The organism is Crocosphaera sp. UHCC 0190 (genome assembly GCF_034932065.1).
In the GTDB taxonomy this organism is placed as follows: Bacteria; Cyanobacteriota; Cyanobacteriia; order Cyanobacteriales; family Microcystaceae; genus UHCC-0190.
The window spans coordinates 17,758-39,280 of the sequence record NZ_JAYGHP010000009.1 but is presented as its reverse complement, the minus strand read 5'-3'; the positions used below and the strand labels follow the sequence as shown (position 1 = coordinate 39,280).

Annotated in this window: 20 protein-coding genes; 7 read left to right on the top strand and 13 right to left on the bottom strand. The window is 38.1% G+C overall.

What is annotated here, in order from left to right:
* Positions 1-39: 39 nt before the first annotated feature.
* The 6 genes from VB715_RS13605 to VB715_RS13580 form a co-directional block, all read right to left on the bottom strand.
* A complete protein-coding gene (locus VB715_RS13605) occupies positions 40-1,533 on the bottom strand; it encodes a thymidylate synthase (protein ID WP_323301764.1) in 1,494 nt (497 codons plus the stop codon).
* Positions 1,534-1,737: 204 nt separating this feature from the next.
* The gene (locus VB715_RS13600; protein ID WP_323301763.1) at positions 1,738-2,190 is read right to left on the bottom strand and encodes a DUF29 domain-containing protein; all 453 of its coding nucleotides are present in this window, start codon (positions 2,188-2,190) and stop codon (positions 1,738-1,740) included.
* Positions 2,191-2,329: 139 nt separating this feature from the next.
* Positions 2,330-2,956, bottom strand: a complete 627-nt coding sequence (gene tmk, locus VB715_RS13595; RefSeq protein WP_323301762.1) for a dTMP kinase — start codon at positions 2,954-2,956, stop codon at positions 2,330-2,332.
* A 196-nt stretch (positions 2,957-3,152) separates the two neighbouring features.
* Positions 3,153-3,554, bottom strand: coding sequence for an MAPEG family protein (locus VB715_RS13590; protein WP_323301761.1), 402 nt, complete (start codon positions 3,552-3,554; stop codon positions 3,153-3,155).
* A gap of 130 nt (positions 3,555-3,684) precedes the next feature.
* On the bottom strand, positions 3,685-4,068 hold the full coding sequence (locus tag VB715_RS13585) for a DUF4346 domain-containing protein (RefSeq protein WP_323301760.1): 384 nt from the start codon (positions 4,066-4,068) through the stop codon (positions 3,685-3,687).
* A 38-nt stretch (positions 4,069-4,106) separates the two neighbouring features.
* On the bottom strand, positions 4,107-6,530 hold the full coding sequence (locus VB715_RS13580) for a penicillin-binding protein 1A (RefSeq protein WP_323301759.1): 2,424 nt from the start codon (positions 6,528-6,530) through the stop codon (positions 4,107-4,109).
* 190 nt (positions 6,531-6,720) lie between these two features.
* Between VB715_RS13580 and VB715_RS13575 the strand changes: the two genes are divergently transcribed.
* The gene (locus VB715_RS13575) at positions 6,721-7,251 is read left to right on the top strand and encodes a Ycf51 family protein (RefSeq protein ID WP_323301758.1); all 531 of its coding nucleotides are present in this window, start codon (positions 6,721-6,723) and stop codon (positions 7,249-7,251) included.
* A gap of 4 nt (positions 7,252-7,255) precedes the next feature.
* On the opposite strand, the gene VB715_RS13570 is transcribed toward VB715_RS13575, so the two are convergent.
* Positions 7,256-9,556, bottom strand: a complete 2,301-nt coding sequence (locus VB715_RS13570; RefSeq protein WP_323301757.1) for a hypothetical protein — start codon at positions 9,554-9,556, stop codon at positions 7,256-7,258.
* A gap of 220 nt (positions 9,557-9,776) precedes the next feature.
* Between VB715_RS13570 and hemJ the strand changes: the two genes are divergently transcribed.
* On the top strand, positions 9,777-10,340 hold the full coding sequence (gene hemJ, locus VB715_RS13565) for a protoporphyrinogen oxidase HemJ (RefSeq protein WP_323301756.1): 564 nt from the start codon (positions 9,777-9,779) through the stop codon (positions 10,338-10,340).
* Between the two features lie 601 nt (positions 10,341-10,941).
* Positions 10,942-11,619 carry a potassium channel family protein gene (locus VB715_RS13560; protein ID WP_323301755.1) on the top strand — a complete coding sequence of 226 codons (678 nt, stop codon included), beginning with the start codon at positions 10,942-10,944 and terminating at the stop codon, positions 11,617-11,619.
* On the opposite strand, the gene VB715_RS13555 is transcribed toward VB715_RS13560, so the two are convergent.
* Together VB715_RS13555 and VB715_RS13550 are read right to left on the bottom strand one after the other, a co-directional pair.
* On the bottom strand, positions 11,616-13,337 hold the full coding sequence (locus VB715_RS13555; RefSeq protein ID WP_323301754.1) for a GAF domain-containing protein: 1,722 nt from the start codon (positions 13,335-13,337) through the stop codon (positions 11,616-11,618). The two genes, VB715_RS13560 and VB715_RS13555, sit on opposite strands and share 4 nt — an antisense overlap.
* A 129-nt stretch (positions 13,338-13,466) precedes the next feature.
* Positions 13,467-14,714 (bottom strand): FIST signal transduction protein, encoded by a 1,248-nt coding sequence (locus VB715_RS13550; RefSeq protein ID WP_323301753.1) that lies wholly within the window; start codon positions 14,712-14,714, stop codon positions 13,467-13,469.
* A gap of 170 nt (positions 14,715-14,884) precedes the next feature.
* Here VB715_RS13550 and VB715_RS13545 point away from each other — a divergent pair, with 170 nt between their 5' ends.
* Together VB715_RS13545 and VB715_RS13540 are read left to right on the top strand one after the other, a co-directional pair.
* Entirely contained in the window at positions 14,885-15,109 is a 225-nt protein-coding gene (locus tag VB715_RS13545) for a Calvin cycle protein CP12 (protein ID WP_323301752.1), read from the top strand.
* A gap of 175 nt (positions 15,110-15,284) precedes the next feature.
* The gene (locus VB715_RS13540; protein WP_323301751.1) at positions 15,285-15,914 is read left to right on the top strand and encodes a DUF3177 family protein; all 630 of its coding nucleotides are present in this window, start codon (positions 15,285-15,287) and stop codon (positions 15,912-15,914) included.
* 20 nt (positions 15,915-15,934) lie between these two features.
* On the opposite strand, the gene VB715_RS13535 is transcribed toward VB715_RS13540, so the two are convergent.
* Complete coding sequence (locus tag VB715_RS13535) at positions 15,935-16,966, bottom strand: aldo/keto reductase (protein ID WP_323301750.1); 1,032 nt, start codon at positions 16,964-16,966, stop codon at positions 15,935-15,937.
* 131 nt (positions 16,967-17,097) lie between these two features.
* Between VB715_RS13535 and VB715_RS13530 the strand changes: the two genes are divergently transcribed.
* Entirely contained in the window at positions 17,098-17,502 is a 405-nt protein-coding gene (locus VB715_RS13530) for a hypothetical protein (protein ID WP_323301749.1), read from the top strand.
* Between the two features lie 210 nt (positions 17,503-17,712).
* On the opposite strand, the gene VB715_RS13525 is transcribed toward VB715_RS13530, so the two are convergent.
* Positions 17,713-18,036 (bottom strand): hypothetical protein, encoded by a 324-nt coding sequence (locus VB715_RS13525; RefSeq protein WP_323301748.1) that lies wholly within the window; start codon positions 18,034-18,036, stop codon positions 17,713-17,715.
* Positions 18,037-18,489: 453 nt separating this feature from the next.
* On the opposite strand from VB715_RS13525, the gene VB715_RS13520 reads away from it, so the two are divergent.
* Positions 18,490-19,617 carry a class I SAM-dependent RNA methyltransferase gene (locus tag VB715_RS13520; RefSeq protein WP_323301747.1) on the top strand — a complete coding sequence of 376 codons (1,128 nt, stop codon included), beginning with the start codon at positions 18,490-18,492 and terminating at the stop codon, positions 19,615-19,617.
* A gap of 61 nt (positions 19,618-19,678) precedes the next feature.
* On the opposite strand, the gene VB715_RS13515 is transcribed toward VB715_RS13520, so the two are convergent.
* Entirely contained in the window at positions 19,679-20,548 is an 870-nt protein-coding gene (locus tag VB715_RS13515) for a sulfotransferase (RefSeq protein WP_323301746.1), read from the bottom strand.
* On the bottom strand, positions 20,532-21,500 hold the full coding sequence (locus VB715_RS13510) for a glycosyltransferase family 2 protein (protein ID WP_323301745.1): 969 nt from the start codon (positions 21,498-21,500) through the stop codon (positions 20,532-20,534). Before VB715_RS13510 ends, VB715_RS13515 begins: the two co-directional genes overlap by 17 nt.
* Positions 21,501-21,523 lie beyond the last annotated feature (23 nt).

Here is a 21,523-nt window from a genome sequence, read left to right as displayed (position 1 = left end):
TAGCCCTCCTAGCACTGATAATTCTAATCAACCACAAGATTACTGATCTTGAATATACTGTTTACCAATCTTAATACATTGATAAGCTTTCTGTAATTCAATTCCTAAATATCCAATATGATCAGGTTGTATTGCAGGAGAAGCAGCGCAAATTTCTCGAATTAACTTGCTCGAATTTTTGCCAGAATAACAAGCAACAATTTCCCCACTTCCTGGAGTTGTTTGCTTAACCATAATTTGCCCATCTTCCACTTCAATTAAAAAGTTACCTGATGGATCAAAATAGTCTCGTTGACTAATAATTTTATTATATTGATTAGCAATTAATTTATCAACATTTTCCCAAGTATCATCATAAATATGTGCGCTTTGACTAATAGTAATTAATGGCCCCATCTGTAAATTATAGTCGGAACGCTTAGCAATTTCATCACGAATATGTTGTTGTAATGCTCTTAAACCCATTGCATTTGCAGGCCAAGCAGCAAACATATCATTACTGCGTAAAGTAGCAGTTAAAGACAATTCATTCTCCACAACTCTCATCCAAATATGATTTAAACAAGGACTTCCTCCTTTATCATGATCATTAACATCCCAAAGAGACATTACCCCGCTTGCTGCATCAATTTCACCAATCAATTTATTAATAACTTGTTCAATTTGATCCTTTTTAAACCAAGATCTTAAACGTTGACCATAAGTATATTTTACCCCTTCAGTATAAGGTGCATCATCTAAGATTTGGGGGATATATTCTTGAAGAAAAGAACGATCAATAGGTAAATAATTAGGATCAGGAAAATAAAACTCAGTAGGTTCATTAGTAATGACTGCTGTTAAGTCAATTAATTCTTGCCATTTTCCATCATAACCTGTCGGTCTAATAGTTCCGGTTGTTTTAATTCGATGTAATATTTTAACCCAAGTTTCTGCAATAGTTTTCCCTTCAATACGATGGCCATATCTTGGCCCAGGTAAAACCGTTGGAGTAGTTTCTAACTGAGGAAAAATTAAAGGACTTCCCCAAGGTTGCTTATTAGTTTGATGACTAAACTCTTTAATATAATTAACCGCTTCACTGATTAATTTTGCCTCTTTATATTCCAAAGATTGACGCAAAGTTTCTAACGCATCGGCAGATATTTCAATATCAATATATCCAGTAATATCAGAATTAATAACCCATGTATCTCTCCCTGTATCACTCTTTCCTTGACTAAACCCCTGTTGTAAAAAGTCTAATAAACATTGACATCCTCCTGCATTTTTGTCTTCTTTTGTTGCTTGTAAAATGACTAAAAACCTAACATGAGGATTAGCTAATAAATTACGAATTAAAGGACTAATTCCTCTGGTTGGACTATATAAATTACCAATAACTGCATAATCTTCGGGGTTTAAATGTTTAGCAACTGACTGTTTAACTGTCCATCCGGTAATAATAGCTGTTTGTCCATAACCACAAATTAATTGATTGGGTTTATAATGGGGGGTATAAGTAAATTGATAATTAGATGATGTAATAGTCATAGTTTTTCAATAGTCTGTACAATAATGTTAAGGGGTAAGGTGGGTTAGATGGCATAATTTTTTAACCCAATGAGCTTCATTATAATTTATTTTAACCCATCAATGACTAGCCGTAATTTTGTTTTAAGTAGGGGCAATTCATGAATTACTTTTACCCATAGCGTCTGTGGGTAAGTCCTATTAAGCTTTGTTTTATGATACTTTCTAATTATTGTCATCTTCAGGGAGATAGTCAGGGGTTAAAATTTCAGTTTTAGTAAAGGGACAAACTTCAGGAAAAGTATTAAGATTTAAACCAGTTTCTGCTTTAGCATATTTTCTTGAATTTTGATAACACTTGTCAAAAATATCATCAAAATACGGGTTAAAACTCGGACTGTCTTCTAAGTCTTCTAAAATTCTATTCCGATGTTCAAGAATAGAACATTCCCAACTTCCTGATCGTTTATTAGGTTGATATTTCCATTTTAACAGGTGCATCAATAATTGCTCTAAATTACTGCGAAATCCCTTTTTTTCACTTCTTCCCATTGCTTCAATTTCTTCTATTAAGTTATCAATATCTAATTGATCTAATTTTTTTTGTTTTAGCAATTTAACTGTTTCCTCTAACCAGAGATTAAAATCAGTTTCATAAAGGTTTTTAACTGCTTTCATATTTATTTATTCCCATTTAATATTAAATTGATTGTAGCATGATTACTTCTAAGGTTTGGCATTGGTGGGTTACGACGGATATTTAATTAAATAGTTTTTGTTTTAAGTTGTTCCCGTCTAACCCACCCTACAGAATACCTTAAATAAAATTCTTTTCAAGATAAGTAATAATTTCTTGCTGAATACTCTCTATTGTATTCTGTCCGTCCAATTTTAACATTTCACCATCGTAATTTTGAAAAATCTTATGATAATTTTCTCTCACTTGTTTTAATTTTTCTTCGGTTTCATAAACTTCGAGATAGGAATAATTATAAAGGCGAAATAAAGCAACATCTAAAGCAATATCAATATATATAACTAAATCTGGGTTAGGAAAGCGTTGATTTAATCCATAAACAAAGTCAAATTCTTCCTGATTATTACAATTATAAGCGAGGGATGAAAAATAGTAACGGGTGGCAATCACATGACTATTATCCTGTTGAATAAGTTTATAAACTCCATCGACATCATTGTATAAATGATAGTGTCTATCCGCAGCAAACAAGTAAGCCATTTGTTCATCAAATTTGGCTTGTTTTTTGATGGAAATACTTTGACTTTGCATCGCTTCACGGATTAATTTACCGATCACTCCATCTGTGGGTTCAGAACTAATAATTGCGGAATTTCCTTGATTAATTAAATAGGTTTTAAGGAGTTCTGCTTGAGTGGATTTTCCCGCTTTGTCAATTCCTTCTAAAACAATAAATAATGGTTTCATTATTTTTAAAATTTAAAACTGAGGTTTGTTTTTGTAGGGTTAATTCATGAATTCACTCTACAGGTAACATCTATGAGTACATCCTGAATATAATCTTTTGTGTAACTCAAGAATTTAAGATGGTGGGCAATGTTGATTAATCTATACAATATCTGTGAAAAAAGGTGAGTATTGCCCACCCGACAATTATTTTAGATTAGGCAGAAAATTGTTTACTTAAAACTAAAATCATCCCGACTAATGAACCAATTAATAATACCAAACTACTTAAAGAAGCAATAGCAAAACCGATCATTCTTTTTTCGGCAGCTTGATAGTATCCCCAAGCATATAAAATACGGCCAATAATCCAAAATGCCCCAACCCCAGATCCCCAAATAGGGTTAATATAGTAACAGAAAATCCATAATAAGGGCAGGAAAAAAATCATCTGTTCTAAGGTATTTTGTTGAACCCTTAACGCTCTTTCAAAGTTGGGATCACCGCTTGTTGCGGGTGGTTTAACATTATACTTAAATCTAGCACGACCCACATTAAGGGTGATAATGAAATAGACTGCTAATGCACCAACTGTCACTAAACTGGGGTAAATTTCCATGATTTTTTCAGGATAATTAAAGATGGATTCAATTTATATTTTACTACAATTTATGGGATTATTCAGAATTCAAAATAAAATAGCCTATAAACTTAGGCTTATAGACTATATCTTAAACTCTCCAATTTTTCTAATCCTGAATATATTCAATTCCCTGAATTAAAGCCATCTCAGCCCTCATAAATTCCCGTCCTAAATAGGCAGCATGGTCTAACATAGTAATAGGACAATCAGGATTTTCTTCAATAACTTTGATACATAATTCCTTAGCACTGCGTCCCTTAAACAGGGTTTCAGCCGTTCGGTTAACTTTCCCTTTTGCGGGAATAACTTTTCCGGTTGCTGGATCAACTGCTAACCCTTGATCATTAATTACATTCGTAAAATGTTTAGCACAAATTAACTGATTTTCTCGATCTACATAGATAATATAATAGCCCCCAGGATCAAGATCAATATGGCGTTTAGAAAATTCGTCATCAATTTGTTTAATTTTTTGTTGTAAGTCAGTCATAAACTTTTTGAGGGAATAGGGAATAGAGACTACTAATATTACTCGGTTTTACGGGCTACAGGGGGCGCAGGGGGTGCTGCTTCAGCGACAGGAGCCGCTACAGGTTCAGCAACTGGCGCAGGAGCAGTCTCAGGGGCTGCTTGAGGAGCAGTTGCCCTAGGGGAACGAGTGGGGGCCGAACGAGACGCTACTGAGCGTCTACGGGGGGCTGAGGTTTGTTCAGATGGTTCTGTATTACGACGACGACGGGAACGACGGGAGGAACGTCTTTCTTCACGGTTGGTATTAGACTGGGTTTCTTTTTCCGTTTCCGGCGGTTTAACCACTTGATAGTAAGCCTTTTTCGGTTTGAGGGGTTCTGCCTTAATGCTGCCTTTACGTCCATTTAAATGGGGTAATTTGGGAAAAGATTCAATTTCCATATGTTCCGTAGCTTCCTTCATAAACTCACCCCAAACGATGGCCGCAGTGGTACTTGCACCCCAAGTGGGCCGGTTATTATCATTCCCTAACCAAACCCCGGTTACTAATTGAGGAATATAGCCCACAAACCACAAATCTCTCGCTTTATCTGAGGTTCCGGTTTTGCCCGCGACGGGTCGGTTTCCTAGTTGGGCCGGAGTTCCTGTTCCCGACGTAACCACACCCCGTAACATCCAAGTCATAATGGCGGTAGTGTTGGCATCAATGGCTTGTGTAGGGGTAAACTTGGCTTGATAGAGTACCTTACCATGTCGATCTAAAATACGACTGATGCCATAAGCTTCTTGATGAACCCCCTTATTAGCCAAGGTTCCGTAAGCATTGGTTAATTCTAATAAATTGACTTCCCAAGCTCCCAATGCCAAGGAATAAGTCGGTTTTAGCTCAGATTTAATGCCCATACGATGAGCAATTCTGATAATAGGGTTCCAACCCACATTAACTAAGGTTTGAACAGCCACCACATTCAGAGAAGACGCGAGGGCCTGCTCCATGGTAACTTGTCCCCCACTATACTTGTCCCCATAGTTTTCCGGTTGGTAGCCGTCTACGATATAGGGAGCATTGGTATAGGAACGATAGGGAGAAAATCCTGCCGCGATCGCAGTAGTATAGACAAAAGCCTTAAAAGTTGAGCCTGGTTGCCGTTGAGCTTGAGTAACTCGGTTATATTGATGATTTTCGTAATCATTACCCCCCACCATCACCTTAATTTGTCCATTACGGGGGTCAACTGCCGTTAAAGCAGCTTGTTTATAGCCTTGCCAACGGCCATAACGGATGGCATTATCAATGGCTTTTTCCGCCGCTTCTTGCCATTGAGTATTGAGGGTAGTTTCAACGGTAATGCCTCCCGCTTTTAAAACATCTTCTGAGACGTATTTAGGCAGTTCTTTTTGAATATAATCGGTAAAATAAGGGGCTGTTCGCTCAAACCGTTTCGGTTGACTGGGTTTGAGGACAATGGGAGCCGCGATCGCCGTTTTTAATTCTGCTTGACTAATAAATTTCTGTTCTGCCATCCTTTGTAATACTAGGTTTCGTCTGGTGGTGGCAGCTTGTTTATTTTCTAGGGGAGAATAAACACTAGGTGCGGGAACAATACCTGCTAAGGTAGCGGCTTCTGATACGGTTAATTGGTCAACGGGCTTACTAAAATAGACCCAAGCGGCATCTCCTAAGCCATAGGCTCCCGATCCCAGATAAACTAAATTAAGATATCTTTCTAAGATTTGTTCTTTTTGTAGATTATTTTCGATTTTCTGAGCGAGGCGCATTTCTTTAAATTTACGGGTAAAACTGCGCTCTTGACTCAAAAATACAATGCGGGCTACCTGTTGAGTAATGGTACTACCGCCTTCTACCACTTCCCCCGCTTGGAGGTTAGAAAACGCCGCCCGCACAATACCCTGAATGTCTACCCCGTGATGATTTTCAAACCGACTATCCTCACTAGCGATGAAAGCGTTAATTACAGGTTGAGGAACTTGCCAAATTTTCAAATTTTCGTGGGTAACGGGACCAATTTCCCGTAAAATTTCCCCATCAGCCCCTTTAATAGTCAGGGTTTCAGGGGGAGCATAGACTAAGACATCTTCGACAGATTCAGTGATACTGCTTTCCAGTTGATAGATACTGTAACTTAAGGCGATCGCACTGGTACTAGCTCCCAATCCGATGCCAAAAAATAGCCAAAATCGAGGATGATGGCGCACTGAAGCGACATTTTTCAGGAAAATAACAGCTTGTTGAGAAAATGCTGTCAGTTGTGATGGTATAGGAGGAAGATTAACGGGAAATTTTCCTCCTTTCTCTCGTCGATATCTGCGTCTTGGCAAGGGTTTCGGCGGTGAGTTAATCTGGTCTAAAGGGTCTTTAGTTTCTTGGGGTGTTTGCTCTTTACTGTCCAATTTGTCCGCTATTGAGTGCAGTAAGTGACTAACCTGCTGCTTAAAATTTGAGCCAAACTGATTAAACACGACAACTCCTCGCACCTTGCTGTTTCGATTAGTTTAGATTGTAGAACAATTTGTTAACTACGCCACCTGATCCGTTTCTCATAGCATAGCAGTGAGGAGCAGAGGAAGTGAGACAATCTTTGCATTACGGCCCCCAAATTAACTATAATCAGTTGGTTTAATGCGTGAAAATTTCCCCCAACTATTTCTTATGGAAACCCTCACATCCCTTGGTTTTTCTACCTATACTCAATGGTCAGGAATTGCAACGATCACCTTTCTCTTTTTAGGGATTCTTGCCTTTATATTTAAGTGGGGAATTCGCTTCCGTTTAGTCGGAATTACGGGTTTTATGGCAGTTTTGACTGTTGGATTATTTGGGTTAGGATTAGGTCTATTTACCCGCACAGAAATTCCTGGAGCAGTTCGCTTTTCCCGTGTTTATGACAATGGAGCAAATCAAATGGTAATTGTGGTTAAACCTTCGATTACTGAAACAGAATTAGAAGCTACTTTAAAACAAGCTGCCAATGATTATTTTTCCTATGGAAGAACCGCAGGAGAAGATAATCAATTAACAATTCGTGTTCGCACTTTAATCCACCCTGAGCCTGGTGTAAGTATCCCTTTATATTTAGGACAAGTTAAGCGTTCTCTATCTGTTAGAGAAGACGAAAATCTCCAAATTGAAGTCTTTCAAGAAAGCTTAGCACAATTACCGAATGAGCAAGCAATTAATTAACTATCTAGGGGTTAATCGTTGATAGTTTAATACGATCTTGATCAAAAGAAATTGTTTGTTTACCCAGTTTGATTTTAGCAGTCATCCCCGAACCTGTAACCATTAATGGGGGTGATTTTCCTTTTTGAACTGTCATGATGATAAAAAATTCATTCCCAGCTGTTGCCATAATTTTACCCCCTGTTTCTGTGGGTTGATAGGTTATTTTTACTTGAGATGGTGCGATAAAAGTTCCTTGCATTGTTGACCCATTTTTACCTTGAATGGTAAATGTATTTGCATTAATTTTTACATTGCCTTTTGTGTGCATTACCCAAATCTTTTCCTTAAATTCTTCTGCTAAAATTGAACCAGTAAACTGATCAACAATGATAAATAAACCAGGAACTCCTGATTTTCCACTATAGTCAACAGCAAAGGAACGTAAACCAGAAATTCCCACAGAAGGCTTACTATTTTTGCGCCAAATTGTATTAGTTTGCAAACTCACAATGCCCGAACCATCAGGGTTTGATGTAAAAAAGATTGGTTTTGAGGAATTCCAGGGAGAACTATTAGGCATAAAAACAACATTTTCCTCTTGCCATTTTCCCTCAGAATTACCAGCGATTGCCCACTGTTCTCCTAACCCTAAAATGCGAAAACTTCCCACATCAGGAAAAGACCAACTTCCCCCAATAGATTGTTTTTTCAAGTAAATATTAGCCACAAAATCATTCTGATCTTGCCATTGATTACGAAAATTATAAAATCCCTTTTGTTGATCAAGAAAAACCCGCTCAAATAAGGCAATAGGATTTTGAGATTGCTCTTGATTTTTCTGGTTATAATAAGCTAAAACAAAAGGAGCTTGATAAGGACTATCCATACCGAAAGTTTGATTTCCCTGATCACCTAAATATTGTTCAAATATCCCCTTAATTCCTGGTAAAAATTCATCAGGAATAATCCCTAAACCTAGGGCAAAAAGAGATCCCCCCGCATAGTAGCGATGTCGTCCATAGGTAGCAACATTTAACTGCTTATTATCCGCTACCATTCGCATAACATAATGAGGTAAAATCCATTGAGCATGAGAACCTGTAACTAGATCTTTTCCCATCACATTGCCATAAGCTTGTAGAAAGGGAAAAACCGTCAAAACTAATGGTTCAGTGGTATAATGATCTCCCTCACTTCCTAACCCATGATCACCAATAGCTATGGTAAAATAACGTTTAAGATTACGCTCAGCCATTCGCATTAAAGGGTAGGTATTATGATTAGGAATAGAAGGTTCATTCATAATAGCTAAAGCTGCCAAACCTGCGGCACCTCTTGCTCTTGCATTCCAATTACTAGCAGCATTACTATTCCAACCCTTACTAGGGGAACTCCCTTTAATTAATTGAGTAGTTTGGCCGGCTAACCACTGAGTAACAATAGTGATTTTTTCTTCATTCCATAGAGGATAACAGAGATCATAAGCTAGGGCAACACCTGCAACAATGGCTGACTGTTCTAACAAACGGGGACTAGGATTTTCCATAGATTTTCTGACCAATTTCCAACCCATCTCTGCTGCTTTTTTATCCTCATTAAGTAGACCCAAAAAACAATATCCAGTGGCATGATATCCCCCATTAGGGACATAACCATCATAATAAATCGGTTGTTCTAATGTCTTTTTTAATTGGGCTAAAATTGCCTTTCCTATTGAGGTTTGAGACGTTTTTCTGAGACTCGATAATTCATGATTACGAAAAATCAAACGGGGATGTTCTTGAGGAGAAAGGGGAAGATGTTCAGCAACTGGAATCGGCCATAATGGGGTAATATTTCCTATCACACTTCCTTGTAAATAACGCTGATTAAAAGTACCTTGATAACTACCAACAATTTGATTTTTATGGGGAACTAATTCAAGATTATAGATCCCTTCTGAGGTTTTCGGTTCCCAAGGATGAAATTGAATTTGTATAGCAATTTTTAACCGCCAAGCATCCAGAGATCTTCTCAGTTCAATCGTTTTAATTTTAGGGGTTTCTAAACTATTACTTTGTAGCTTTCCTTGATGATCAACATCTTGATTAAACTTAGGTGCATATCCCCAGACTTCCGGTTCACATTGACCGCGATCGCAGACTAAATCTAGGGTAATATCTTGATAAACAGGTTTATCTTCCCAGAGTTTCCAAACCCCATGTTTAAGGGTTAAATGAAGATCACCAGAAAGTTGAGTCAGATCAAAGGGTTTAAGAGGAGGTGAATTTGAGCCTTGGAGAAATAAAAGTAAGGGAAATAGGAAAAGATAACGCTGTTTCATGGAAAAGTGTTAAAAGGAATAAGTAAAAAAATCTGGCTCTTCCAGACTGAGTGTGGTAGATTGATAATAAGGGTTTTGAACTTAACTTGACACCAATAATAGTAAACAGCCCCTGCGATCCTGTTTACTGTCTTAACTTTTATTGAAAATTCAGGAGAAATTGCTCCAAAACAGATAAACTCATTTTCAGAGCAATAATGGAGCAATTTTGTAAGTAATTATGGCATATTATTGGTTTAAAGCCTTTCATTTAATCGGTATTGTGGTTTGGTTTGCCGGTTTATTTTATTTAGTACGTTTGTTCGTCTATCATGCCGAAGCATCTGAGCAACCGGAACCTGCTCAGACCATTCTCAAGACTCAGTATGAAATTATGGAGAAACGACTCTACAATATTATTACGACCCCAGGAATGGCGGTGACAGTGGCCATGGCCATTGGCTTAGTTTCCACAGAACCCGATATCTTAAAATCAGGATGGCTGCATATTAAATTAGCATTTGTTGTCTTATTATTGGGTTATCATTTTTACTGTGGACGCATCATGAAGCAGTTAGACAAAGGGGAATGTCAATGGACAGGACAACAGTTTCGAGCCTTAAATGAAGCCCCAACCCTGTTATTAGTTGTTATTGTTTTATTAGCAGTATTCAAGAACAATTTACCTCTAGATTTAACCACCTGGCTAATTTTTGCTTTAGTGATTGCCATGGCAGCTTCCATTCAACTTTATGCCAAAAAGCGTCGCTTAGCGCAAGAGAAGTTAAGCTCATCTGTTGACTAAAATTAAGCAAATTTGAAGCTAATTGTTGATACCTAAGGGTTGATGGCAATTCATTAGAGAATGATTAACCATCAACCCAAATGGTTAGGGATCAGTATAAATACCCTTGACGATGAGATTACCAGAAATTTTATTAGGTTTAATTATTGCCTCAAAACTAATTGTTAAGTTTGGTAAAGAGTTGTCCACAGTTTTCTAAGGTCAGTGCTACTATACGAATAGGCACAAGGAAGTACACCAAACTTCTAAACGGAAAGAATTGATTAGGGTTTGTGCCGCCGCCCACTAATCAACGCAATGGTTTCAAACACCGACATCCTACACGAACAACGATGGTATTACCCGCAGCTTTTGAAAACGAGTTTTTAGGGAGGTGTAAGGGTGAGAACCATAATCAACACCTGAGTCGGCAAAAAGATGTTAGGAATGTGAGAGATTCATTGTGTCTTCAGTGTCAACTTTAGTCACTATCTAACGATTCATTTTAGATTTCTAGGAGTCCATATCCTTTGTACACTGATTAACCCGCCTCCGCAGGCGGGTAACTCGTTGTTTAGGTAAAAGGTGAAATAATTCCTGATCTCTAAGATTAGCTGAAACCATGAAAGTTAAATCTCGATTTAAATTAGATCAAAAAACTTATACCAAACTTTTAATTTCTTTAATTATTGTATTTTTTGTGTCTTCTTTGGTGACTAATAGAATCACAGGTCTGATTCTATCTTTATGTTTCTTACTCAGCAATTTATTCGTCTTAGAAGCTTTATCAATTAATCCCAAATTTTTAACTCTGTTGAGAATCATTGCCGGAACAGGATTTATTTTTGATATTTTTTACTTTCCTCAATATGAATATTTTTCTGAAAAACTATCCCTAATTGCTTATATTTGTTATGCGGCTTTCTGTTTAGCTGCCATTCTTGTTATTAGTAAAAGAATTTTTTCGACTAAAAAAGTCTCTCAGGATATTCTGAGAGGCGGCATCTGTGTTTATCTTTTACTTGGCTTATTTTGGTTTTTACTCTATCGTATTATTTTCCTATTTGATCACCAAGCATTTACCAATTTATCTGGCAATAATGTCGGTTATCAACTCTCCTATTTCAGTTTTACCACCCTAACCACCCTAGGCTATGGTGATATTACTCCAGTTCATAGTGTAGCTATGACCTTAACCAATGCTCAAGCAATCGTCGGACAATTATACCCCGCCATTTTTATTGCCAGATTAGTCAGTTTATATCAACATGATTCAGAGAATACTGATGAAAAACTTTAATTAATCTTAACGGAAAACATCAAAATTTCTTCCTGAATTCCTTTTAATTGTAGAGATTGAATCGGGGTGATTTCTTGAGGGGTTAAAAATTTAGCCACCGTTTCTGATACTAAAATCATGTCACTTTCAGCCACTTCTTGCAACCGAGCCGCAATATTAACCGCTTGCCCAATCGCCGTATAATCAGAGCGTTGTCCCCCTCCAAACATTCCTACCACCGCCATTCCTTGATGAATACCACAGCGAAACTGTACAGGGGACTGGACTAACCCTTGAGACTGCCATTGTTGATTTAAAGAGTCTAACTGATGGTGCATTCCTCTAGCAACCGCAATCGCCCGATGCACTTGTTCAGCAGGGGTTAAGTCTTCTGGCGCACCAAACAACGCCACCACTGCATCCCCAATAAATTTATCCACCGTTCCCCCAGATTGAAAAACTGCCACAGTCATTGCTTCTAAATACTGATTTAAGAGGGTAGCAACTCCTTGAGTTCCCAACTGATGAGACAGAGGAGTAAACCCCACCAAATCAGTAAATAAAATTGTCACTAAACGGGGTTCAGGGGTTAAATCTAAACTTAATTCTCCCGTCGCTACTTTATTAACAATAGAAGGGGGTAAAAACCGTTTTAAAACCGATTCTGTAAGGTATTGATTTAACTGTTTAACTTGTTGTTCACTGTGGCGTAATTGTTCAGCCTGTTGTTTCATTTTTTCGTAAAGTCTGGCCTGTTGAACTGCTATTGCTGCTTGAGAAGCAACTCCTTGAGCTAAACTAATTTCTGAGGATAACCAATGACGGGAACGAGCAATTTGTCTTAAGGAAATACTGCCAATAATTTCCTGATCCACGATTAATGGCACAATTAATAAGGCTTGAGCTTCTTGCCGTAAAGGTAAATCAAATTGATTCATCTCAGGATGGTTATCCATGTTTTCTAAGATGACAGGTTTTAGGGTGTGAAGAAGCTTTTGTAAAACGGGATTATTAGCGATGGGAACAATAGATTGAGGGAGGGGATTAATGCTGCCTTTTTGTCTATCATAAAGGCCAACACATTGCACAAATTGCTCCGTTTTTGTCCATAAAGAAAGGGCGCATCCATCCACTTCTAAGCCATCTCCTAATTCATGAGTAATAGCAGTAAAAATCATTTGGGGATCGAGACTAGAACGAATGGCAGCAGTAATTTTATTAATCAGGGTTTCTTGTCTTGCCAAGTTCCGAACTTGTTGATAAGCTTGAGCTTGGGAAATCGCCAGGATAATTTGTTCAGCCACCATAGCAGCGATTTGTATTTCTTCTTCTCGCCAATCATAGAAAAAACAACAATGATGTAAGCCTAAAACCCCTATCAATTCTTTTTTTAGGGACAGGGGAACCAATAAAGAAGCTCCAATCTTTGTTTGTTGATAGGCAGCTTTTATTTGCTGTTCTTCTTGGGTTTTAGGCTGCCGAAAAGGCTGATGATTACTGATACAAGAAATGATTTCAATACTATCTATTTTTTTTATAGTTTTTTCTAAAATCTCAAAATTAATAGGCACTTGAGATGATTTTGAAGGCCTTAATTTTTGAGAAATAAGACTATGAGTAAATAACCCATCTGACTGAAAGGAACGCAGGAGACACCAATCAACTTTTAACAGTTGCCCTAACTGATTAATCATTCGTTGTAAAGTGTCTTCTAAAGAAGCAGGAGTTAGCTGGTTCATAACAACTTACGCAGCTTTTGATAATCTCAGGCATCCATTAGTTTATCATAAACTTGTTGAAAAATTGCGTTTAAATTTGTGTTAAGATGCTCAAAAATAAAAAAAGCAATGGAAATTTTCATGGGAATTTTAGCCCGGTTGTCTAAATAGAGCAAAAGCCGACGTATAACCATGTAAAAATGTTTGTTTACCCACGGGGCCAATTTCTCCATTACAAAAAAATCCCCCCAAGGAAACCCCAGGAAAATAGTGAGAAAAACGTTCAGAATCAAAATTAGCTGTGCCGTATAAATTTTGACCCCTACCTAAACAAGCAAACATTAATGCCCCTTTAATGGAGGTAGATAAATTAGAGGATGACAGATAATTTTGCAGGAGCAGTTCTAAATCTTCAGCCGAAGTTTGAGCATCTCGTAAATGAAATTGAATCCGTTGTCCAGGACGAACGCGATCGCCAATGGCAATGGCTCCTAATCTGGGATCAACCCCCAATAAATTCCGAATTAAAAAATCACCGGCTTGCAATTCTAGCTGAAATTCATCCCGTACAATACCAATAAATAAAGAGTGTTGAGCTAACTGACGATCCGACTCATTTAAGGTTTCAATTAAGTTTCTCAAAACATCTAAGGGAGGCCGAATATTGCCATCTTGAGACAGTTCTAAAATAATATTCCGTTCCCCCTGCACCACCTGATAAGGTTGACCAATGGGACGACATCCTTGGGCCACAATCGCTTCTACTTCAATATTGCCACTTAAGGCCAGGCCAACCGTTCCTTGATGGTATAACCCTGAGCCTTGATCTCCGGTAGTATAATAAAATAAGGCACTAGGAACCCCCGTCATACTACTACTGGTTAATCCTCCCACTTTAATCGAGTCAGGATAAGCAAAATCCAAGCCCTCCAATAAATCATTAATGCGAGTCGAGAAGGCATCCGCAAGTAAAATAAAATGGGGTCGTTGTTGAGGAGAAACTCCAAGCAACTGATGCCAGGTTTCAGGAGAACTATCGAGATCAGGTAAACTTTCAGCATTCAGCAAAAATGGCTGAAGTGTCACATCCGGTAAATAACCCACACTTAAACTTAAGGCCGGATTATTTTCCAGTTCCTGCGCTTGCTCTTGCCCTCTTTGACCAATAATACCAGCCCCACCACAGCCGATTAAAACCGATAAAGGGAGTTTTTCTAAGATCAGAGGGACTAATCTTGTGTAATCACTGGCATAAGCAGAAGAAATAAAGACAATTCCCAAATCAGGAGGATGAGATAAAGATTGTTGAATTGTTGCAACCACTTCCGTTACGGCCCCCTCTAAAGAAGGACGGGTTGAGAGAGCATTAGTCCACTGCATTGATAAATGATCAGTCATGGAAACTTAAGGAATATAGACAATAAGGACAAACCAGAACCCTAGAGGTAGGGAAACCCGATACCTAAAAATCCTGTTTGACAGTCTAATCTATTCATAGCACGCTAAAATCCGTTAGGATAAATTAGTTTACTGACATCTAAAGTTAAAGTTAGACAGTTAGAGGAATCATGAGTAACATTAACGAACAAATTGAACAGGAATTAAGCAACGCCAGAGAAGTTTGTAGTGTCGAAGGCAGTACATCTGGTGATTGTGCCGCTGCTTGGGATGCTGTTGAAGAACTGCAAGCAGAAGCTGCTCACCAACGCCAAAAACAACCCACCCAGACATCCTTGGAAAAATATTGTGACGATAATCCTGATGCCGTTGAGTGCCGAGTTTATGATGACTAAAGAGGATGGGTTGCTCTAGTTGCCTTTTTTCCTTGTGATTCATCTTAAATCGTGCAGCAGTGAGAATTCCCAAATTTTCACTGCTTTTTTGTCTAGACTTGTTGCAAAAGTCAGGGACGGGGAACGGATTACCCTTTACAATAATTGAAGAATTTTTGAGGAATCCACAAACACCATGGAAGATCTTTGGTTTCGACCGTTAATCTGGACAGATTACCGATTAGCACTCTTATTTAATTTAATTATCCCAATTATCCTGACAATTTGGGCTTTTGTCAGACAAATGGATGCGATCGGACGTTTGCTCGTCATCTATTGGCGAGTGGCCAGTCTGTTAATGATTACTGTTTATCTGATGGCCCCTGGTTGGTTAGGGGAAAATACCCCCTTTCAAGCTTTTTCTGGACAAATGGGTTTTGTCACTGTCCTAGTTGCCCGTATTCTGATTCCTATTTCTTTGTGGTTTTGGGTAGATTTGAATGATGAAATCAAGGATCTACCCCCCAGTTTCCTCAAGTTAGTCTTAACCTCATGGCGTTGGGCAGTTACGGTTTATTCGAGTTTGGGGGCAATGGTTGATGTGCCTTTTCTTTCCTGTGCTGTTTCTCGCAGCACCTTAGAAACGCCATCTTGTCAAGTTTGGCTTCAAGTTCCTGTGGGTTACTGGTCAATTGTTCATCAAGATGCAACACCTGGATTTTTAGCCTTTTTGGGCTTACTGGGACTCTCTATTTATGTTCTTTATTTTGCCTATTTTTTGTTAATTCGACTGGGAAAACAGGGCAGATCGGCTTTAGAACAATAATTTAACAGGGGTTATAAGAATTATTGGGTTTGAAAAGAATTTTGGATCATTTTTTTCTCAACCCTTTCCGTTAGTCGATCAAGTTCTGTCATTTCCCCCTCACTCAGTCGCCAACCCAAAGCTCCTAAATTTTGTTCCATCTGTTGAACGGTTTTTGCTCCAGGAATGGGGATAAAACCCTGACAAATACACCAATTAATCGCCACTTGTGCCATGGTTTTCTGACGAGTTAATGCGATCGCCTTTAACCCATCTAAGAGGGGACGAATTTTCGGCAACATTTGTCGGAAAAATATCCCCCGCAACCCTTTAGGAAACGGCCCTTGTTCTGTATAGTTTCCCGTTAATAATCCTAACGCTAAGGGACTATAAGCGATTAATTGAATGCCCAACTGATCACAAACTTCCTTAAGCCCTAATTCAGTCACAGGATAAGTGGATAATAAGGAATATTGAACCTGTAGGGTGACAATGGGAATATTTCTGGCTGCAAATTTCTCATATACCTGTTTAAGACGTTTTGGCCCATAATTAGATAAGCCCACCCCTTTAACTAACCCTTGTTCATAGAGATCTCCCAAGCCATCTAATAAGGGCCCTTCTTGCCAAGGGGCATAATTTGCTGTTGGCCAGTGCATCTGCACTAAATCAATATTTCTGCCTAAACGCTTAGCTGAGGCTTTTCCTGCCTTTACCATAGCCTGACGAGTCCATCGCCAGGGATAAGCCGCCAATTTCGTTGCTAGACAAATTTTATCCTGATTGGGGCCTTGATAGGCTTGGGCAAATTTTCCTAGTAAACTTTCACTGCGTCCGTTGAGTTTCCCCGTCCCGTAAGAATCCCCTGTATCAAATAAGATAACACCTTGACTCACCGCCAGATTAAATACCTGCTGTAGTGTCTGATCCATAGTTTCATCATAACCCCATAGTAGACGATTTCCCCAGGCCCAAGTGCCACATCCCATGGGAGAAAGAGATAAAGATGGGTTGATAAAAATTGGGGTTTCTTGGTGATTTTCTGATAATTTCGCTGACGGTTGGGTTTCCATCTTGTTGAATCTAGGGGTAATTATTGAGTGACGAAACTCACTTTAAAAGTGTAGCAAGCTCACTGCTTTTAAGATTAAAAAGGCGTAAAATTTTTAAAGATTCTTAAAACAGACCTAGTGAGAGGGCTATGATGATGAATTTATCAGATCGGGAAGTTAGACAAAAGTTTTTACAATGTAACTATTCAGTGCTATCTAGTTGTTTTTGGCATTTTCGTCAAGTACAAGGGGATGGGATGTTAGTAATTATTGTGGATGAATATGATGGAGCAATTAGTTTGGATTATGAAACAGATCTCGCTCAATTATTTTCTGAAAGAACCTTAAAAAACAAAATTACTCCCAAGCTAGAATCCTATAATTACAATCAAGAATTATTAGTAGGTTTTCAGTTAAAACAAGAAAGACAAGCTAATGTTGATAATTGTATCTTACATTCCATTGGCTCAAGTAATTTTCCTGTCAAATTAGCCGCAGAAGTCGCTAATACTTTATTCAAACAACTCTACTCAGAATCTACTTTATGTGCTGCTTAATGCTATGCAAACAAGTGTATAGAATACAGGGACTCAGTTGTTATAGAATATATAGCGTTTCTCAATAAGTATGAGATAGTCCCTAATTTTTTCTCCTGTTTCCTAAAATTAAAAACCTTTGTTCCTCATCTACATAACAACTGCTTTATTTTCAGAAAAAGTACAGGGACTAAACTCATAACCTGTTGTATTCTGGGTAATTACCTGATCTTAATACTGAGGATTTGCAGCTTCTATCAAATAAAAATCTCCATTCTTTTTATAGACTAGAACCCGTTCACCTCGATCAACTGAACTACTGGGATGATGAAATTTTAATTTTGTTTTATCTGCTAATTCCACAAATAAAATACTGCCATAAGGGCCAGAAACAACCCCAACCACTGTCCCGACTAAATAAGGAGAATTACCATTGATTCCTTGGGTAGCTGCTGTTGTTTCTCCCTGAGATTGATTCATGGTTTGGGCTGTGGTTATTTGCACAGCAGAAGTTAGGGCGATAATTGGTATTATCCCGATCAAAAAGCGATTCATTTTAATTCCCTCAATTTGGGATGACTGAGGTATTAAAGTTAATTTTTACCTCAGTTGTGAACAATTCCTTTCTCTACCTCCACTCTAAAAGCAGTCCTTAAAGCCAAGCTATAAAAAGAAAATAAAATCCAGTATTTATCTGTCTATTTTTAAGAGTTAATTCAGTTTTATTTTTACTAATATCTAGTAAGGTAAGTTTTAAGGACACACTTTTATTGCCTCTTCCCTAAAACCCAGAAACTTTGTACCCCATCAATCAATACTACTCGGTTGAGTCCGAAAGCTTTATCATAAGGGGTGTGTGGGAAGTGTGCGAGATGTGGAGGGGGAATTAAACAAATAGCCAGGTTTTTGTCTTTAACCCCTTCCTTCTTCCCCCCTCTTCCCTTCCCCGTCTCAACAGACAACCCGGTTAACCGAGCAGTATTGCCCCATCAAGATGAGATCTACTATATGACTAACAAGTATTTTGCTACCGTTGCCAGAGGGTTAGAAGAAATTGCGGCTCAGGAATTAGAAAATTTGGGGGCAACAGCAGTTAAACCTGAGTTTACTGGCGTTCATTTTCAAGGGGATAAAACTTTACTTTATAAGGTTAATTTATGGTCAAGAATAATTTTTCGAGTTTTAGTTCCTATCCAAACCATACCTAGTGCTGACTCAACTCAACTTTATGACAGTGTTCAACAAATAGATTGGACTGAATATTTACAACCTGATCAAACATTTGCGGTCAATTGTACAGGCAGTAATCAACAATTAAATCATAGTCATTTTACCGCATTACAAATCAAAAATGCCATTATCGATCAACAACAAGATCGGTATAAAGAAAGGTCTGATATTGATATTAGAAATCCTGATATTTTAATCAATGCTCATATTTATGAAAATCATTGTTTTCTTAGTTTAGATAGTTCAGGAGAAAGTTTACATAGAAGAGGATATCGCCCCGCCATGGGACTTGCCCCTTTAAAAGAAACCTTGGCTGCTGCTATTTTAGATCTAGCTAATTGGACACCAGATCTTCCTTTTTTAGATCCGATGTGTGGCTCAGGTATTTTACCCATAGAAGCCACCCTAAAAAGCTTAAATATTGCCCCTGGTTTAGCTAGAGATTCCTTTAGTTTTCAGCATTGGTCTGATTTTGATTCCCAATTATATGATACCATAATTAAAGAAGCGATCAGTCGTCAAAATCATCAATTAGAAGCCCCAATTTTTGGTAGTGATCAAGATTTAGAAGTGCTTCAACAGGCCAAAATAAATGCTAAAAAATGCAACATTGATCATCACATTAAATTAAGACAAATTGCTTTAGAAGAAATTGAAGCACCGACAGATCAAGGTATCATCATTTGTAATCCTCCCTATGGTAAACGCTTGGGAAATACGCAAGAATTAGGAACGTTATATACATTATTAGGAGATGTTTTTAAACAGCGTTTTAAAGGATGGACAGCTTATGTTTTAACAGGAAATAAAGAATTAAGTAAAAAAATTGGATTGAGAACAGCCCGTAGAATTCCTGTTTATAATGGTTCCCTTCCCTGTACCTTGCTTAAGTATGAATTGTATTAAGTATGAATTGTATTAAGTATAAATTGTGTTTTTTGTTGTAGGAGAAATTCATGAATTGCCCTTACTTAACCCAATTAACCGGAGTCATTTTAACCGTTTCCTTAAAATTTGTACAAGATAGTTCTGTTCCTAACCAAGTTCCTAAGAGGGCTAAATCTTGCTCAAAAATTGCTTGAAGTTTATCAATATTTTCAGGGGTTAATTCTGGTTTTTGTTTCATTGTCCAAAGACTTCTTACCCAATTCCGAAAAGTTTTCGGAATCAACCACTGTCGTAGTTGTTTTAACCCTGGTGTTTCAACAATCGCATCTCGCCAACCACTTTTAATCATCCGTTCACTGGACACATTACTCGCATTCAGTTCGACATCCCATTGGGGTTGATTTGGATAGCCAATAAATTGACAAATTCTCTCTAATTCTTCTTGAGGATAGGTTAACATTCGCTCAAAAAAGATCGGTAAAATTTTATCTTGTCCAAAGGTGTCAAAATAGGGTTTTAATTGTTTTGTATATAAACTATAGTCAATTAATTCAGGATGTTTCTCAATGGCCTCATTAATCTCTACTGAAATCACCCGTTGACTCCATTCATGAGTATATTGAGAAACCAACCGATCAATGGGATGACGCATCACATAAATAAACTTAGCATCTGGCAGATATTTTTGTAATCGTTGAATGGTCTGGGGATAAGTCGGTAATTTTGTATAATGGGTACTCGATTCACCACACAAATCATCAGGTTTGGCTTCCTTAAAATGGGACAAATACCAATCAATTCCTTGTTGATATTGATCATCATCACTAAAAAAATTAGGTTCTTTAAGCTCACTCATAAAGATACCCGATTGTAATGCGAGTTGTTCATGTAAAGAACTGGTGGCGCATTTCATGGCACCAATAATAATAAAATCAGGCAGTTTTTTCATGACTACTAGAGGGTAAAATAGGCTGTTTAAAAGGATCTTGCCAATTCATCCAAATATCTTGTTCGGCATACTCACAAATATGGGTGGCCCGATTAAATTCTCTCACCCAAGCAATACACCGTCCGATTAACCAAAAAATATTGGCGATCCATAAGCCAATTTTTCCATAAAATTTGGCAAAATAACGAGAACGAGACGCATATAAATAGGGACGAGGACGCTTACGGGCAGCAACTTCTGCTTTAACGGAACCGCTACCACCGCGCAGATGAACGACCCTAGCCATCGGCCAATGAAGAACTTTCCAGCCCACATCTCTTGCACGACGACAATAGTCCACATCATCAAAATACATGAAATAATCTTCATCCATCAAGCCAATTTGCTCAATGACTTCCCGTCGAATTAACACACAAGCGAAACTTGTCCATTCTGGTTCAAATGGTGTGTCACTGACAGGAATGGAAACGTCGTAATCCTTCAATAACAGGGTAACGGGGCCAGTTGCGGCGGCATCAATTAGCTGACTGATAGGAGAATGATAACGAAAACAGCTTATTTGGGGGGTTTCATCGGGCCATTCTAAACGGGGACTAATTAATCCCGCTTCAGGATGCTTAGCTAAGGCTTCTTCTAAACTGGCGATCGCCCCCGGTCTAACAATGGTATCACTATTGAGTAACAGATAGGCTTTAGCTGTAATTGCTTTAATGCCAATATTGTTACCCGCAGAAAAGCCCCCATTTACCGGAGAGGGGAGCAAAGTTACCCAAGACTGCCAATGATTATCTGCAATGGCTTGCTTTAAAATAGGAACGGACTCATCCCCGGAATCATTATCGACGACCATGACACGATGTCGATTAACTTCGATTTGAGGTTGTAGAGACTGTAAACAGTCAATTACCAAATGGGGAGTGCGATAGTTAATAATGACAATTGCGAGATCCATTTTGGTCTAAGTTTGTTCACATT